The sequence below is a fragment of the Agromyces sp. Root81 genome (genome assembly GCF_001429165.1).
GTDB lineage: Bacteria > Actinomycetota > Actinomycetes > Actinomycetales > Microbacteriaceae > Agromyces.
Genome location: NZ_LMIR01000001.1, coordinates 769674 through 785517 on the forward strand (window position 1 = coordinate 769674; position 15844 = coordinate 785517).

Below are 15844 nucleotides of genomic sequence, written 5' to 3' on the forward strand. Positions count from 1 at the left end.
TCATGTATGAGACATCGACAGAACTGGGCTCGCGCAGCGAGTTCGATGAGCGTGTGATCGAACTCGCCGACTTCGAGCCGGACGTCCGCCTCGAGGAGTGGGTCGAGAAGTACCGGATCGGCGAGCTCGTGCTCGGCCCGATCTTCTGGGCGCCGATCGACCACCTCTCCCCCGTGCACACCGTCGGCAAGGGACGCACGAACCTCACCCTCATCCGCCCCACCATCATGCAGACGGATGCCGTCACGCCGTACGCCGGCTTCGACCGCCGAGAGTCGCCCACCCGGAACCCCGCGGTCTCAATCCACTTCGAGCCGGCGGCCTACGGCATCACGGGGGTGGGCACGTACGTCTGCATCTTCTCCGTCGAGTCCGGCGGCCCGGTGACGCTGAACGCGAGCGGCTATGCGGCATCCGGAACCGTCGTCGGCGCAGGACCCAGGAGCGTGACCGGCAAGCAGACCGTGAGCGTCACCCTGAAGAACCTGCCCGCCTACGGCGGCTGGGCCGCCATAGAGCAGACCGCAGGCGACTCGTGGGCCTGGTACACGACCCGCATCACCTATCCCCCGCTCGTGTTCGAGCAGGTCGGGTGATCGCGCGACCCGTTCGACTCGGCGCACGATTCGCCTGTTCTTCGTCTGCCGACGGCCTGATTTCGCCGTCGGCGGTCCGAGCCTAGCGGTGCTTCAGCTGCCAAGAGTCTCCCGGGGGCTCCTCCTCGCTTGCGCGGGACCATCACGCGGCCGCAGCACACCAGATCGCCGCCTGATTAGGTCTCGACCGCCGCTGCGGGACCGCCCAGACGCTGCGACAACTCCTCCATCGCGTTTCCGAACGCTCTCTCAAGATCAATATCCAGGGCGTCGGCGATCGCAATCACGGACCACAGACAGTCCGCGAGCTCATGCTCGAGTGCCGCATCCAGATCAGAGTGCGGCCTCACCCCCGCCTTGCCCTGAGCAAGCTTCGCGAGATCGCCCACGTCACCCACGAGACCAAGGACGAGTTCGTTCGCTCCCCACGCTCGCCCGAACCGTTCGACATCCCGCTCGGCATACAACGCCGCCACCCGCCGAGCCATCTGCTGCATCGCCTGGAACTCCACGCACCAAGTATCCCGGCCCCCAGCGCCAAGGGCTGAATCACTTGGCGGACCACATACCCCCTCGTGTCGAGCTGGTCTGGTGATCGCACGCCCGGTTCGACAAGAAACGCACCCGTCGCGTCCGAGAGTGCCGCGTAGGCTCACTCCATGTCTCGTGTCCTCATCACTGGCATGTCTGGTGCCGGGAAGACCTCGGTGCTCAGCGAACTGGCCCGGCGCGGGTACCAGACCGTCGACACGGACTACGACCACTGGGTGCGTGAAGACGGCCTGTGGGACGAAGCTCGTATGAGCGAACTGCTGGGGTCGTATCGGAACCTGGTGGTTTCCGCTGCATCGCCCTTGTCGCGTGGTGCGGACAACGATCAGTGCACTCTCGCCGCCTTCGACGAGACGATGCGATATCGCCGTCAGCGCGGCACGAGAGCGACTGTCGCAGCGCAGCCGTTGCGCCTGCGGTCGGGGCCCATCGATATCCGAGCGCCGCAACGTTCCGCTGCATTCTCACCAGGTGAACCTGAAGCCTGTTGGCCCACAGTCGATCACATCCTGAAGCACGCGAGCTTGCCTTGCAGGTCCGACGTTCACGGTCGTCACTGCTCGATCGAAGCGGTCTGTGAGCCCGATATGAGGCTCCAGCAGCGTTCTTCCCAAATCTGCAGGAGGTACACCGTTCGCAGCAAGCCTCAGCGCGCCCCAGACTCCCGCTAGCTCATTCGTCCTCGCGCGGTAGGGCCAGTATTCCTGGATCGCTTGAAGCTCCGCCGGCGAAATCTTCCCGATGCTGCCAGGATCAACGGAGTCCACCGCCGCTTGGGAACCTGCGACGAAATCCTGTGCGCATCGAGCAATGGTGTCGTTCACGTCTGCTGCATTGACCTGGTTGTGCGCAAGCGACAAGATTTCTCGCCCCCAGCGGCCTTCGCGCCACTCAAGCACTTGGACCACCGGTTCGGGTGCAACAAACAGCACCGCGCGTCTCGACAACGGCACGACAAGGAATACCCGGTCCTCAACACGTCCGTCGCGTTCTACTTGATCAAGTTCGAACGCGTAGCCAAGATCCGATGTGCAAAGATCGTCCTCCACCTCCAGCATTGACCAGCGCGAGACCAGCAGTCTGCCCATGATGCCGTTACGCTGAACGATTCGATTCAGATTGAGGTTCGACTCGCTGAAAACTGCATCCTTCAGCCATCCTTCCTCATGGTCTTTCCATTGGTGAGCATTCGCTAGTCGCTCGCCGTACCACCTATCCCGGATCAGAAGAGACGCAACGAACGGGACCAGAACGTTGATCCAATGATCGAGGTCACACCGACCTTCGCTCAGTAAATCGAGCGCCGTTGGGAGCCGAGGTTCGTACTCCTTCCACAGCGCGTCGACGAAGCCTGCACCGTGCTCACTCATTGAGGCGTCGAAGTCGACATCGTAGAGGTTGTTCTCATAGCCGACCGTTTCGGCCTTGGCCAGATACGCGCGCGACGCCCCCTTACGCAGGACATTCAATCGTCGCGACCTGTATCGCTTGCCTTCGTCTACCGAGAAGCGGCCCAACAGCGCAGCCGGTACGAAATGATCCCCTGCCATCAGTCTCCTCGTTCGACTGTCGGTAGTTCAATGCGATAAGCCCAGCAGCTGCGAGCTACGGCTTCGACTCCACAGCGACGCGCAGCAGCGAAAGCCGCTGAGCAGACACGCAGAGTCATGGGGCCAGGGACGCGGCGAGCTGGTGGAAGTAGTTGTGTTTCGCCCAGGCGGCACGGTCACCGATGACATACAGTCGGCGTTTCGCGCGACTGGCGGCAACATTGACAAGGTTGACAGTGGATGCCGCCCATGCCTTCGCCCCAGGAGATGCTGGATCGCCGCCAAGCACCAAGAACACCACTGACGCCTCCCTGCCCTGGGCGGTGTGGATCGTTCCCGCCGTGAGTCCTGGGTAGGTCCGCGAAAGCGAGTCAAGCCGACCAGCGACGGCTCGGAATGGTGAGATCGCGATCACCTCTTCCGGCGGGATGCCATGATCGGCAAGATACGCGAGGGCGTTCTCCAGCCGGGCAATCTGGTTCTCCTGGAGATGGCTGCCCTGGGTCAGCGCGGGTTCGTCTACCCAGTGGCTCGGGGCGATGAGTGGACCGGTGGTGCTGTCGAAAAGGTCGGGCTGAACGGGGTCATCCAAGCGGCGTTTGACGCCGTTCACCATGATGCCGTTGTAGGCGATGTCGTTGCAGAGAGTGAACATCGGATCGTCACAGCGGCGATGTACCGTCAGCGGCGCGCTCACCCACACATGCCGGTCGCCCTGCTTAAGAGTCGTTCCACGGCGGGACACGCGGTCCGCGAGAGTCTGCACCGATGCATGCGGAGGCATCCAAGTATCCGACACACGGTAAGCGGTGGCGATGTCGCGCTGCGCCTTCGGCGGAATCGTCACGACCGGCTGGAGCTGGAGAGGGTCACCAACTGCAACCACTCGTTGAGCGCGCCAGATCGCGCCAGCAGCGTACTGCGGAGATGCCTGACCTGCCTCATCGACGAGGACCCAGCCGATGCTCTCTGGCCCGATGTCACCGAACATGCGCCCGAACGACGCGAATGTCGTCGAGACCAGCGGGACGACGAGAAAGAACAGCTGCCACGCTGCGCGCCTCTTCTCGGCCTCAAGATTGCGCGGTCCTCCGCCTGCGACGATTTCCAGTGCAGCACGCAGCCCTTGGGATACGTCCTTCGCAGTGTTCGCGAGGAATTCCTCGTGGAGCTGAAGGGCAGCGAGGAACAGGTCCGACCTTGCGGCGTCAAGCTCTGCGTCGAGCCAGGGAGCGTATAGCTCGCGCGCCTCACCCTTCCATGCTTCGTCAGGGTACGCCACCGCGAGTTCCGCCTTGTCGGCGTTGATCCGGCGTCGAAGCTCGGCCAGGAACTCTGACGCGTGCGCTCGCCCCGCCTCGGCATCGACAAGCTCGCGTCCGAGCTCCACCGCACGGCCTTCCGATCGACGGACCTGCGCCTCCGCCTGGTGCTGGGCAGCTTCCGTAACCTGCAGGCAATCCTCAAAGGGCTGCAGCCCTGCACGCCATTCACGAATTGCGCGTCCGAACGTGAAGACCGTCTCCAACATGCCCGGCTTGGCACCGACGCGGCGATCGCGAGCCGCCGCGGCGAGAGCCAACTCTCTGCCTGCCAGCTCGACCGCGCTCAGGTCCGCGACCAGTTGTTCCTCAATTCCGCGCAGATCGGATTGAATCCGAGCGGCGTGCTCGGCCCAGCTGCGCTCGACCTCTGTCGCTCGTGTGAGTTGCCTGAACCGCTCCTGCGCCTGCCGCCGCTTCGTAAGGAGCACGTCGACACGTTGCTCAGCGCGTGCGAAGTCGTCACGCGCTTCTTTCCAAATCTTGTGTGGCGCGCTGCCGTCGCTCCACCGGGCGAGACGGGTTTGCATGCGCGGCGGGCTGTCAGGCATCGGCTCCTTCGTGCGCGGGTCCTTCTTGTCGAACCAGAACGCCGAGTGGAAGGCGCTGCGATTGCGCTTGTTGCCGAGACGGGCGGCGACCAGTCCCCAGGCTTGGGTCTTGGGCGCGTCGTCTTTCTGTCCGTCGACTTCGGCAAGGACTTCCGTTGCGATATCAGCGAAGTAGTCGGCCTCGCCATGCCACCGGGAATGGATCGCATCGCGCGCCGGGATCTCCGCTGTCACGTTCTCGACAGCTGCGTTGTTCGCAGACACGACGACCATCTCGTAGCCGGTCAACTCCCGTCGCAGCTGCGGGACCTTCATGCTGTACTTGCCGGTGCTCCACCGGTGGATCGTCGACGTGAATGCATCCTCGGGACGAGCGAGCGCAGCCAGTTGTCGAGCTCGTTCGACGACGTTGCCGGCAAGAATGTCACGCAGCATGGTGGTCTTCCCCGTACCCGGCGGCCCATTCACCCCCATAAGCCCGCGACTAGGTGCAAGGTCATTGAGTGCGTGGTTCACTGCGAACTGCTGCCGCAGAGAAAGACCATGGGCAGGGTCGGAAGGCCAACGCCCCTTCGGGAGACGGTCCACTGATACTCCGTCATCGGCTGCCTCACGGGTCTGGATGACATCCACGCGGTCTCGATCGTTGAGAGTGCTGTCGCCCGTCAAGTAGCTCGCCAAGGCGTTACCGCAGTCGCCGTTCGCGACATCTGCCTGAACGGTCGCGAGGTCATCCAGGAAGAAGCTGTTCAGAAAGTCCGTATCGCTGGCTTCGTCAGCGCGCTGAGCCGAGACGGCCACCGACTGAATGACGATTGTATCGGTCGCGAGGCGGGGACTACCTACAACGCCCGCAATGCCTTGCGCAACACGCATCAGAGCCAGAAGGGACTGTCCATCCTGCGCAAGATGCGTGTCCGCACTCGAAGCCTCCCAGCGAGTCCTCTCAGACTCGTCCACCGCTTCATGCAGAGCCTTCGCAGCATCCGGAAAACCGTCCGCCCACGCGCGATCACGCACACCCTGCGTGTGGATCCGCCCCACAGCCCACAGCGCAGAAGAAAGTACAGCCGAGTCAGCTACCAACCTCCCGCTGCCATCAACCAACATGCCCGCGCACGCGCTACGACCGGCTGGACGCTCGTCATACGCATCCTTGTCGTCGCCGAAGGCCTCATGCAAGCACTCGTAGATCGATTCGAGATCGTAAACACCGAGATACACCGTGTGCTGCCAGACCCGTCGCGTCTTGCCCAACGGTTCAGGAGGCCGCAACGTTTCCCACGGCAGCGGAGCGTTCTGCTTCCACTCAACCACTTGCCGGTCCGAAGGCCGCGTCGACCGAGAAGTCAGCTTCGGAACGCCTTGCGGACTGAAGAGTTCGAGCATCCACCAGAATCGCAGAATCCGCTGCTGCTCTCCTTGCACCTGGGCGGCGCGAGGCGCGGCTACCACGCGTCCCCGTCTCGCCACTTTTGCCCGAGCTCGTCATCAATGATCGACTCCACGACGATGCGACCCGGCTCGCCCGAGTCGACGGTGTCGGCCGGTCGGGCGTCGATCGCTTGGATGGCGTTGACGACGGCTTCCAGAAGCGGCACAAGAGCGTGACTCTTCGGCAGGTTCGTGTTCCGGCCCCGTCCCGCCAATGATGTCGTCAGCGCCATGCTGTCCCACCCCTCGCTCTGCCAACGACACATTACTGGTGACTACAGACAGCTCGCGGGAGGCCGCGCAAAGCGGCCAGTCACTCCCGTTCCCCCGACGCAACGCGGGTTAGATAACCGCGAACCTCTTGAGAGGAATCTCCGTCTTGGCTCCCGCCCTTCCAACCGCCTTGCGTGCCAGTTCTACTGCACGTGTGCGACCTCGATCGACTTCCGTTCCCCGAACTGGAGCCGCGTGGGTCCGGTTTACGCTCTCGACTCCTCGCACGCTGCTGATCCTTCCACGCGACGAACGGGCGACTGCTGCGGGACGGCCTGTGTGTGGCTGTAGCCAGGACGATAGCCAGCCGCCCGCCGACACGCCTCGACTGCAGCATCCACCTGCGGGAACTGCTCGGGCGCGTAGACCAGTCCGCCAACGATGAAGAGATGATTCTCAACGAAGTCACGGTTCGTCTCGTCGACCAGGAACATGTGCACGCGGTTCATCGTGTCAACTCTGTGATGGAAGCACGGGCACGCAAGCCCGGAAACGACGAAAGCCCCGGCGATGCCGGGGCTTTCTTGTGGTGGGCGATACTGGGATCGAACCAGTGACCTCTTCCGTGTCAGGGAAGCGCGCTACCGCTGCGCCAATCGCCCAAGTCGAGAATGGAAGTTCTCAGCTTGGAGGTGGATACGGGATTCGAACCCGTGTATACGGCTTTGCAGGCCGCTGCCTCGCCTCTCGGCCAATCCACCGTGTCTGGGTTCACCACCAAAAGAACAGGAATGGGGCTTTCGCCCCATCCTGATCAGAGCGGATGACGAGATTCGAACTCGCGACCCTCACCTTGGCAAGGTGATGCGCTACCACTGCGCCACATCCGCGTTGCTCCGCATTTCTGCGTGCAGGAAGACTCTAACTGATTCCCTGAACGATTCACAAACTGACGGGGTCGAGCGGCGGATTCGCGCTGATCACGGGCGGAATCCGACCCCGCATCCCGGGCGTGTCGAGCGGGTTCGAGGCCTCCCCGAGCCTGTGCCGACGGCACACCCATCCCTCGATGTGCATTCACCCTCCTCGGTCGGCTAGTATCGAGTCCGCGGTCACCGCGTGTGACTCGCAAATCCCACATGGGCGATTGGCGCAGCTGGTAGCGCGCTTCCTTCACACGGAAGAGGTCGTCGGTTCGAGCCCGGCATCGCCCACGAAAGCCCCCACTCCACTGGGGGCTTTCTTCATTTCCGGGGTGTCTACGCTCCCGACGTCTCGGCCGCATCCGGCCGTCCCGTTCCCGTTGTGGCCTGCTGGGCCGCCGACTACCGTGTGCCCTGAGCACGCGCGAGGCGAGGGGGAACCATGTCGGGCGAGGTCTCATTCATCGAGTTCGGGGCAGCGGATGCCACGACTGCACGCAGCTTCTACGGCAAGCTCTTCGGCTGGACGTTCGAAACGGGTCCGGGCGGCGACGGCTACGCGGTCACCGGGGCCGGCGTGCCCGCTGGCGTGCACGGCGGCGACCCGGGCGCCGCGCCCTACGTCTTCTTCAGGGTCGAGAACCTGGACGCCGCGGTCGCCGCTGTCGAGCGGCTCGGCGGCACCATCGAGTCCCTCCCAGGCGGCGAGGATGAGGCGACCGTCGCGACGTTCGGCGAGTTCCGCCTGTGCCGTGATAATCAGGGGTCGCCGTTCGGGCTCCACAAGCCGCCACGCGCCTGAACTCGCCCGATCCTGACCGAGTGCACACGATCGCGCACCGGCCCGGACGACGACCTCAGCGCCAGCCGTAGCGCGCGTCGAGCGCCGCGGCCACGCGGCCGTAGCGCTCGGCGTCGAGGGAGGCCGCCTCACGGCGCATTCCTCCGGCACGCACGCGGAACACCCGGTCGATGCGCGCCCAGCTCGGCCGCCCCTCACCGTCCCAGGCGCCGGTGCCGAGCGAAACGAAGTCGCGGTCGCCGTCGTGGGCCTTGCTGGTCAGCTGCACGGCCAGGTAGTCGCCCGCTCCGGATGCCGCGACCACGACCACGGGGCGATCCTTGCCGCGCCCGTCGTTCTCCTCATAGGGCACCCAGGTCCATACGACCTCGCCGGGGTCGGGCTCGCCGTCACGGGACGGCGAGTAGCCCAGCTCGACGCCGCGGAGGCGGCCCGGATCCACCTCGATGGTGGCGGACTCCCCCGCCTGCCCCGGCGACAGCGTGTCGGTCGAGGTCGACGCCGGCTCAGGGGCATCCGCTGTTCGCGTCGTGCCGCCCTGCTGCGGCCGCGACTGGCCGACTGAGGAACGTGACGCCCCGGACCCGAGCAGCGCCCCGACGACACGGACGAGGGCGGTGAGGAAGCGATTGGTGTCTGACACACCGGCACACTACCCCACCGCCGTCGCGGTGATTCCGTCAGGTTCAGACGGTCTCGAGCTTGTACGCGTCCTCGCCGTGGAGCACGGTGTCGACGCCCGCGATCTCGTCTTCGTTGGTCACCCGGAAGCCCATCGTCTTCTGGATGACGGTGCCGATGATGAAGGCGAGCACGAACGAGTAGGCCAGCACCGAGAAGGCCGCGATCGCCTGCACGAGCAGCTGCGTCGGGTCACCGCTGTAGATGAGGCCCGTGTTGTTCGCGAAGAAGCCGAGGTACAGCGTTCCGATGAGACCGCCGACGAGGTGGATGCCCACCACGTCGAGCGAGTCGTCGAAGCCGAACTTGAACTTCAGGTCGATCGCGAGGGCGCAGACCGCGCCGGCGATGAGGCCGAGCACGATCGCCCAGCCGGGCGTGAGGGAGGCGCACGCGGGGGTGATGGCCACGAGACCGGCCACCGCACCGGATGCCGCGCCCACCGACGTGGGCTTGCCGTCCTTGATCTTCTCGACGAGGAGCCAGGCCAGCAGTGCCGCTGCCGGGGCGGCGAGCGTGTTGACCCAGGCGAGGGCCGCGGTGCCGTCTGCCGCGAGCTCGGAGCCCGCGTTGAAGCCGAACCAGCCGAACCAGAGGAGGCCGGCGCCGAGGAGCACGAACGGCGGGTTGTGAGGCACGTGGGCGCCCTTCGAGAAACCGACCCGCTTGCCGAGCACGAGCGCCAGGGCGAGGGCCGCGGCACCCGCGTTGATGTGCACGGCGGTGCCGCCGGCGAAGTCGATGACGCCGACACCGAAGGCCTCCTGCATGCCGAACGTGGTCCAGCCGCCGTAGGCGAACGAGCCGTCGTCGGCGAGGCCGAAGTTGAACACCCAGCTCGCGACCGGGAAGTAGACGATGGTCGCCCAGATCGCGGCGAAGATCATCCACGCGCCGAACTTCGCGCGGTCGGCGATGGCACCCGAGATGAGCGCGACCGTGATGATCGCGAACGTCGCCTGGAAGGCCACGAAGGCGAGCGGCGGGTACGCGGCATCCTCGGGCGTCTCGAGCAGGCTCGTCAGGCCGATGGCCGACCAGTCGATGGACCAGGGGGCGACGAGGCCCTCGGCACCCGGGAAGGCGATCGCGTAGCCGTACAGCACCCAGAGGACGCCGATGAGGCCGATCGCACCGAAACTCATCATCATCATGCTGATGACGCTCTTCGCCTTGACGAGGCCGCCGTAGAAGAACGCGAGTCCGGGGGTCATGAGCAGCACCAGGGCCGCCATGATCAACAGGAACGCGGTGTTGCCTTGATCCATCTCGAACCTCTCTCAGGAATACAGGTGGGGGAACCTGTGTCGCCAAGTTTCACGAGAGGACGTTTCGATCGGGACCATCTACTGTTTCGCGTCTGTTACGTACGGAGCCCGCAGGTAAACAGCACGTTTCCGAGCGCCGCTCAAGCGATGTGAATCGCCGGGGCGAACTGGATTCAGTCGTGCGGGGGCAGCTCGCCCGTGGTGAGCGCGATCATGCGCGACATCGCTCGGAGGTACTTCTTGCGGTAGCCGCCCGACATCATGTCGCCGCCGAAGACCTCGTCGAGCGGCAGGCCGCTCGCGATGATCGGCACCTCGGCGTCGTAGACGCGGTCGATGAAGGCGACGAGGCGCAGCGCCGCGTTCTGGTCGGTGAGCTCATGCACGCCCTCGAGGGCGATGAACTCGAGGCCGGCGACGAGCTTCACGTACTTCGAAGGGTGCACGGTCGCGAGGTGCGCGACGAGGTCGTCGAAGCCGTCGAGCGAGATCCGGTGGCCGCGCGCGGCGAGTGCCGCGGCCGTGCGCGAGACATCGGCGTCGCCCGCGAGCGATTCGGCGTGGCCCTCGGTGTCACGGCGGCGGTAGTCGAGCCCGTCGATGCGCAGCGTCTCGAAGTTCGACGACAGGGCGTGGATCTCGCGGAGGAAGTCCGAGGCGGCGAACCGGCCCTCGCCGAGCGCGTTCGGCGGCGTGTTCGACGTCGCGGCGACGCGCGTGCCGCCGGCCATGAGCTCGCCGAGGAACCGCGTCATGAGCATCGTGTCGCCCGGGTCGTCGAGCTCGAACTCGTCGATGCAGACGAGCTTCGCACCGCGCAGCAGTTCGACCGCCGGCTGGTAGCCGAGCGCGCCGACCAGGGCCGTGTACTCGATGAACGTTCCGAAGTACTTCGGTCCGTGCGCCACGTGCCAGAGCGCGGCGAGCAGGTGGGTCTTGCCGACGCCGAACCCGCCGTCGAGGTAGACGCCCGGCAGCTCGATGCGGGCAGGACGCTTACGGGAGAAGAACCCGCCCGGACGCTGCGCCGCGCGCCAGGCGCCGGCGAACTCGTTCAAGCGGTCGAGTGCGGCCTGCTGCGACGGGAAGTCGGGGTCGGGGCGGTACGACTCGAACGACGCGTGCTCGAACTGCGGCGGCGGCGAGAGCTCTGCAGCGATCTCGGCCCCCGAGATCGACGGGTTCCTCTCGACGAGACGGATGAGTGACTGGCTCGATGCCGTGGTCATGCTGGAGGAGCTCCCGGTGTGCATCTATTGCATCGGATGACAGGGCTGCTGACTTCGCCCCCTGCGCCGCGTAGATTCGTGGTGGACAGGTGATCAGCCTAGTCCGCTCCCCCGAACACCCCGCCCGACCAGGCGATCCCAGGAGGTACCCCATGTCCGCCGAATTCGACGCCGCTGCGAAGCTCGCCGAGTACGCACACCCCGAGCGTCTCGTCACCACCGACTGGCTCGCCGAGCACCTCGGTCAGCCCGGGTTGGTCGTCGTCGAATCCGATGAGGACGTGCTGCTCTACGAGACCGGGCACATCCCCGGTGCCGTGAAGATCGACTGGCACCTCGACCTCAACGACCCCGTCGTGCGCGACTACGTCGGCGGCGAGCAGTTCGCCGCCCTCCTCGGCTCGAAGGGCATCGCCCGCGACACCACCGTCGTCATCTACGGCGACAAGAACAACTGGTGGGCCGCCTACGCGCTCTGGGTCTTCACCCTCTTCGGCCACGAAGACGTGCGCCTGCTCGACGGCGGCCGCGACCTCTGGATCGCCGAGGGCCGCGAGCTCACGACCGCGGCACCCGAGGTGACGCTCGTCGAGTACCCGGTCGTCGAGCGCGACGACCGTGCGGTGCGCGCATATAAAGACGACGTGCTGGCCCACTTCGGCAACCCGCTCGTCGACGTGCGCTCCCCCGAGGAGTACAGCGGCGAACGCACGACCGCGCCCGCCTACCCCGAAGAGGGCGCCCTGCGCGCGGGTCACATCCCGACCGCGGCATCCGTGCCCTGGGCCCGTGCCGCGGCCGCCGACGGCACGTTCAAGTCCCGCGCCGAACTCGACGCGATCTACCGCGACGAGGTCGGTCTCGCCGACGGCGACGACATCATCGCCTACTGCCGCATCGGCGAGCGTTCGAGCCACACCTGGTTCGTGCTGAACCACCTCCTCGGCTTCGAGAAGGTGCGCAACTACGACGGCTCGTGGACCGAGTGGGGCAGCGCCGTCCGCGTGCCCATCGTGACCGGCGAGGCGCGCGGCGAGGCGCCCGCCCGCTGACGCCGCGCCGGGCGGGGGCGTCGCACGACATGGGAGAATGGATTCCGATGAACGCGACGACCCTGCCCGCACGACTCGCCGAGACCCGCGAGGACTTCCTCGCACTCGGCGTGCGCGATCGCCTGCAACTGCTGCTCGAGTTCTCGAACGAGCTGCCCGAGCTGCCCGAGCGCTACGCCGACCACCCCGACCTGTTCGAACGGGTCGAGGAGTGCCAGTCGCCGGTGTTCATCTTCGTCGAGGTCGCAGACGGGCGGGTGCACCTGTACGCCACGGCGCCGGCCGAGTCGCCGACGACGCGCGGCTTCGCCTCGATCCTCGTGCAGGGTCTCGACGGACTGACCGCCGACGAGGTGCTCGACGTGCCCGCCGACTACCCGCAGTCGCTCGGCCTCGGCGCGGCGGTCTCCCCGCTTCGCGTACGCGGCATGACCGGCATGCTCGGCCGCATCAAGCGACAGGTGCGCGAGCGCATCGCCGTCTGAGCTCGACGCACTTCGCGGACTCGCGAACTCGCGAACTCGTCGTCAGCCGACGATCTGCGCCTCGTCACCGAGCCGTTCCGGGCTCTCGCTGTGGCGTGCGAGCCAGTCGTGCACGAGACCTGTCCACCGATCGGGCTCGGCGTTCCAGAGCTTCGTGTGACGTGCGCCCTCGAACTCCTCGAAGTCGATGAGGTCGGGCCGAGCAGCGGCGAAGCGGCGCGAGCCGTCGATCGGCACGAACCCGTCGTCGACGCTGTGCATGAGCAGCATCGGCACGTCGAACTCGTCGGCACGGGCGATCGGGTCGAGGTCTTCGACGGCGATCGGCGCGCCGATGCCGGTGAGGCCGCTGCCGAGCGGTCCGCCGAGCAGCCGCACCACGAGGTCTCCGAACTCGGGCGGCAGGTTGTTCAACTGCCCTTGGAAGCGGAGGATGTCGGCCCAGTCGATGGCCGGCGAATCGAGCATCACCCCGACGAGCCGCTCGCGCACCTCCGCAGATCGCAGCACCGCCTGGAGTGAGATGGCGCCGCCCATCGACCAGCCCATGAGCACGATCTCCTCGGCGCCGTGCTCGACCGCGAACCGGGTCGCGGCGACCACATCGGCCCACTCGGTGCCGCCGAGACCGTACTTGCGGTCCTCGCTCTCAGGCGCCTCGCCGTCGTTGCGATAGGAGATGAGGAGGGTGTTCCAGCCCACGGCGTGCGCCGGCGGCACCGCGCGCAGCCCTTCGGGTCGTTTCACGCCACGGCCGTGCACCTGGATGACCCAGCGGGTCGAGTCATCCGTCGCCCTGATGAGCCAGGCCGGCGCAGCGCCGAGCTCCGTCTCGACGACGACGTTCTCGTACGGCAGCCCGAGCTCCCAGGGGCCGAGGTGGTACCAGCCGTTGATGCGGCCGCGAGTCGCCCGGTCGAGGCGACCGAAGTCGATGGATTCGATGCTGCGCCGCACCTCGCGCGCTCCGTCCTCGATGACGTCGCCCAGACGGGCATGACCGGCGTCGCGGTCGAACCAGAGGCCGTAGCGGCCGGGCATGCGCGTCTCCTCCGAGCCGACCAGCGTGATCTCGCCCGCGGCGAGGTCGACCCTGGTGATCCGCACGTCCTCTTCGCGTCGCTCGGGCGGCGTGACGACCTTCCGCGCGAAGAACACCGCAGTGGCGGCGGTCGCGGCCCCGATCGTCACGGCGATGAGCCCGACGGCGCCAAAGGCGATCCCGATCGCGGAACGTGCACCGCGCTTTCGACGCATCCGTTTCCTCCCGAAGCAGTCATCGTGTGCCGGTGGCGCGGCGTGCCGCCGACGTCCCCAGTATCCGAGACTCTAGTCTGCACTCGTGCCCGACTCAGCGCCTCCGCTTCCCTCCGAGTTCGAGGCCGCCCTCGAGTCATTGCGGGCGGCCACCCCCAGGGCGGAACTGCGCATCTCGGAGATCCCCGCTCCCGGCTCGCTCGCCCCGAACGCCGTCGCGCTCTCGGCCGACGTCATGCCGAGCCGACATGACGACTCGGAGCTCGGCACCGGCCGGTTCGTGCTGTTGTACGACCAGAGCGAACCAGAGGCCTGGGGCGGCCGCTTCCGCATCGTCTGCTTCGCGCAGGCGCCGCTCGAGACCGACATCGGCCTCGACCCGTTCCTCGCCGACGTCGCCTGGTCGTGGCTCGTCGACGCGCTCGACGCGCGGGGTGCGCGCTACATCGCCGCATCCGGCACGGCGACGAAGATCCTCTCGACCGGCTTCGGCGAGCTCGCCCGCCAGGGCGACGGCGCGCAGATCGAACTGCGCGCGTCGTGGACGCCCCTCGACTCGGCCATCGGCCCGCATGTGGAAGGCTGGGCGGAGTTGTTGTGCATGCTCGCAGGACTGCCGCCCCGATCAGAAGGGGTGACGCCCCTGCCCCGTCGGAGGACGAACCGTGGATGAATTCCAGGTGATCGAGACCCCCGCCGCCTTCGATGAGGCGGTGAGGCGGATCCTCGACGGCGAGGGCCCGATCGCAGTCGACGCCGAACGGGCGAGCGGATTCCGCTACTCGCAGCGGGCCTATCTGATCCAGATGTTCCGGCGAGGCTCCGGCACCTTCCTCTTCGATCCGCCGCAGATCCCCGACTTCTCGGCACTGCAGGACGCGATCCGTTCCGAGGAGTGGGTGCTGCACGCGGCGAGCCAGGACCTCGCATGCCTTCGCGAGGTCGGCCTCGACCCCGAGCGCATCTTCGACACCGAGCTCGCAGCGCGCCTCCTCGGCATGCCGAGGGTGGGGCTGGCCTCGGTCGTCGAGGAGCTGCTCGACATCAAGCTCGCCAAGGAGCACTCGGCGTCCGACTGGTCGACGAGACCGCTGCCGCAGTCATGGCTGAAGTACGCGGCACTCGATGTCGAACTCCTCGTCGACGTGCGCGAACGCCTCGGCGCCCGACTCGAGGAGGACGGCAAGGCCGAGCTCGCGGCCGAGGAGTTCGACGCCGTGCTGCACCGTGCCGCGAAGCCGCCGGCTGCCGAGCCCTGGCGCCGGCTCTCCGGCATCCATGCCATGCGCAGCCCCCGCAATCTCGCGGTCGCCCGCGAACTCTGGCTCTCGCGTGACGAGCTCGCGACCGAGCTCGACGTGGCGCCCGGTCGCCTGGTTCCGGATGCCTCGCTCCTCGCCGTCTCCCGCACGCTGCCGTCGACCCGGCGCGCCCTCGCCGACCTGCGCGAGTTCAACGGCCGCGCGAGCCGCACCGAGCTCGACCGCTGGTGGAGTGCCGTCGAGCGCGGACTCACGACCACCGAGCTGCCGCAGGTGCGGGTGCCGAGCGATGCTCCGCCGCCGCCGCGAGCCTGGTCCGCACGCAACCCCGAGGCCGACGCGCGCCTCAGGCTCGCGAAGGCCGCCGTGACCGAGGTCGCCGAGCAGATGAACATGCCGGTCGAGAACCTGCTCACCCCCGATCACCTGCGCCGGGTGGCATGGACGCCGCCCGCGGAGACGACAGCAGAGGCCGTCGGCGAGGCGCTCCTGGCCCTCGGCGCACGCCAGTGGCAGGTTGCCGCAACCTCACAGAGAATCGCCACTGCATTTGTCGAGGCGGCACAATCCGTCGAGGACGCCGCCTCCGACGCTTCGTAGATTCCGTCAAGCGATTCAGCGCCTCCACAGCGGCGTTCGTAGGATCGAAGCATCCTGACCGAAAGTG

The 15844-nt window shown here is 66.7% G+C and carries 15 protein-coding genes and 4 tRNA genes; 8 read left to right on the forward strand and 11 right to left on the reverse strand.

What is annotated here, in order from left to right:
* Positions 1 to 2: 2 nt before the first annotated feature.
* Positions 3 to 596: a hypothetical protein gene (locus ASE14_RS03700; protein WP_056650830.1), complete on the forward strand. Its 594-nt coding sequence runs from the start codon at positions 3 to 5 to the stop codon at positions 594 to 596.
* A gap of 176 nt (positions 597 to 772) precedes the next feature.
* On the opposite strand, the gene ASE14_RS03705 is transcribed toward ASE14_RS03700, so the two are convergent.
* The 4 genes from ASE14_RS03705 to ASE14_RS19900 all read right to left on the reverse strand — a co-directional run bounded on the left by ASE14_RS03705 (position 773) and on the right by ASE14_RS19900 (position 6238).
* Positions 773 to 1108, reverse strand: a complete 336-nt coding sequence (locus ASE14_RS03705) for a MazG nucleotide pyrophosphohydrolase domain-containing protein (RefSeq protein WP_235511075.1) — start codon at positions 1106 to 1108, stop codon at positions 773 to 775.
* Positions 1109 to 1612: 504 nt separating this feature from the next.
* Positions 1613 to 2698, reverse strand: a complete 1086-nt coding sequence (locus tag ASE14_RS19895; protein WP_082600032.1) for a DUF4238 domain-containing protein — start codon at positions 2696 to 2698, stop codon at positions 1613 to 1615.
* 115 nt (positions 2699 to 2813) lie between these two features.
* Positions 2814 to 5960 carry a DEAD/DEAH box helicase gene (locus ASE14_RS03710; protein ID WP_056651723.1) on the reverse strand — a complete coding sequence of 1049 codons (3147 nt, stop codon included), beginning with the start codon at positions 5958 to 5960 and terminating at the stop codon, positions 2814 to 2816.
* 59 nt (positions 5961 to 6019) lie between these two features.
* Entirely contained in the window at positions 6020 to 6238 is a 219-nt protein-coding gene (locus tag ASE14_RS19900) for a hypothetical protein (RefSeq protein ID WP_082600034.1), read from the reverse strand.
* Positions 6239 to 6667: 429 nt separating this feature from the next.
* On the opposite strand from ASE14_RS19900, the gene ASE14_RS20320 reads away from it, so the two are divergent.
* Positions 6668 to 6835, forward strand: coding sequence for a hypothetical protein (locus ASE14_RS20320; protein ID WP_157372764.1), 168 nt, complete (start codon positions 6668 to 6670; stop codon positions 6833 to 6835).
* Here ASE14_RS20320 and ASE14_RS03720 read toward each other — a convergent pair.
* The 3 genes from ASE14_RS03720 to ASE14_RS03730 all read right to left on the reverse strand — a co-directional run bounded on the left by ASE14_RS03720 (position 6806) and on the right by ASE14_RS03730 (position 7108).
* A tRNA-Val gene (locus ASE14_RS03720) sits at positions 6806 to 6880 on the reverse strand. The two genes, ASE14_RS20320 and ASE14_RS03720, sit on opposite strands and share 30 nt — an antisense overlap.
* A gap of 25 nt (positions 6881 to 6905) precedes the next feature.
* Positions 6906 to 6979: transfer RNA gene (locus tag ASE14_RS03725), tRNA-Cys, on the reverse strand.
* 57 nt (positions 6980 to 7036) lie between these two features.
* Positions 7037 to 7108: transfer RNA gene (locus tag ASE14_RS03730), tRNA-Gly, on the reverse strand.
* 251 nt (positions 7109 to 7359) lie between these two features.
* On the opposite strand from ASE14_RS03730, the gene ASE14_RS03735 reads away from it, so the two are divergent.
* Both ASE14_RS03735 and ASE14_RS03740 read left to right on the forward strand, forming a co-directional pair.
* A tRNA-Val gene (locus tag ASE14_RS03735) sits at positions 7360 to 7432 on the forward strand.
* Positions 7433 to 7583: 151 nt separating this feature from the next.
* Positions 7584 to 7943 (forward strand): VOC family protein, encoded by a 360-nt coding sequence (locus tag ASE14_RS03740; protein ID WP_056650836.1) that lies wholly within the window; start codon positions 7584 to 7586, stop codon positions 7941 to 7943.
* Positions 7944 to 7998: 55 nt separating this feature from the next.
* Here the strand turns inward: ASE14_RS03740 and ASE14_RS03745 are convergent, their stop codons facing one another.
* The 3 genes from ASE14_RS03745 to zapE form a co-directional block, all read right to left on the reverse strand.
* Positions 7999 to 8586 (reverse strand): type II toxin-antitoxin system PemK/MazF family toxin, encoded by a 588-nt coding sequence (locus ASE14_RS03745; protein WP_082600036.1) that lies wholly within the window; start codon positions 8584 to 8586, stop codon positions 7999 to 8001.
* A 43-nt stretch (positions 8587 to 8629) separates the two neighbouring features.
* On the reverse strand, positions 8630 to 9892 hold the full coding sequence (locus ASE14_RS03750) for an ammonium transporter (protein WP_056650838.1): 1263 nt from the start codon (positions 9890 to 9892) through the stop codon (positions 8630 to 8632).
* A 173-nt stretch (positions 9893 to 10065) separates the two neighbouring features.
* A complete protein-coding gene (gene zapE, locus ASE14_RS03755; protein WP_056650841.1) occupies positions 10066 to 11121 on the reverse strand; it encodes a cell division protein ZapE in 1056 nt (351 codons plus the stop codon).
* A 152-nt stretch (positions 11122 to 11273) separates the two neighbouring features.
* On the opposite strand from zapE, the gene ASE14_RS03760 reads away from it, so the two are divergent.
* Together ASE14_RS03760 and ASE14_RS03765 are read left to right on the forward strand one after the other, a co-directional pair.
* Positions 11274 to 12173: a sulfurtransferase gene (locus ASE14_RS03760; protein ID WP_056650844.1), complete on the forward strand. Its 900-nt coding sequence runs from the start codon at positions 11274 to 11276 to the stop codon at positions 12171 to 12173.
* A gap of 47 nt (positions 12174 to 12220) precedes the next feature.
* The gene (locus ASE14_RS03765) at positions 12221 to 12658 is read left to right on the forward strand and encodes a SufE family protein (RefSeq protein ID WP_056650850.1); all 438 of its coding nucleotides are present in this window, start codon (positions 12221 to 12223) and stop codon (positions 12656 to 12658) included.
* A 42-nt stretch (positions 12659 to 12700) separates the two neighbouring features.
* Here the strand turns inward: ASE14_RS03765 and ASE14_RS03770 are convergent, their stop codons facing one another.
* Positions 12701 to 13915 (reverse strand): S9 family peptidase, encoded by a 1215-nt coding sequence (locus ASE14_RS03770; RefSeq protein ID WP_056650851.1) that lies wholly within the window; start codon positions 13913 to 13915, stop codon positions 12701 to 12703.
* An 85-nt stretch (positions 13916 to 14000) separates the two neighbouring features.
* Between ASE14_RS03770 and ASE14_RS03775 the strand changes: the two genes are divergently transcribed.
* Positions 14001 to 14588: a DUF3000 domain-containing protein gene (locus ASE14_RS03775; protein WP_056650854.1), complete on the forward strand. Its 588-nt coding sequence runs from the start codon at positions 14001 to 14003 to the stop codon at positions 14586 to 14588.
* A complete protein-coding gene (locus ASE14_RS03780) occupies positions 14581 to 15777 on the forward strand; it encodes an HRDC domain-containing protein (protein WP_056650857.1) in 1197 nt (398 codons plus the stop codon). Before ASE14_RS03775 ends, ASE14_RS03780 begins: the two co-directional genes overlap by 8 nt.
* Positions 15778 to 15844 lie beyond the last annotated feature (67 nt).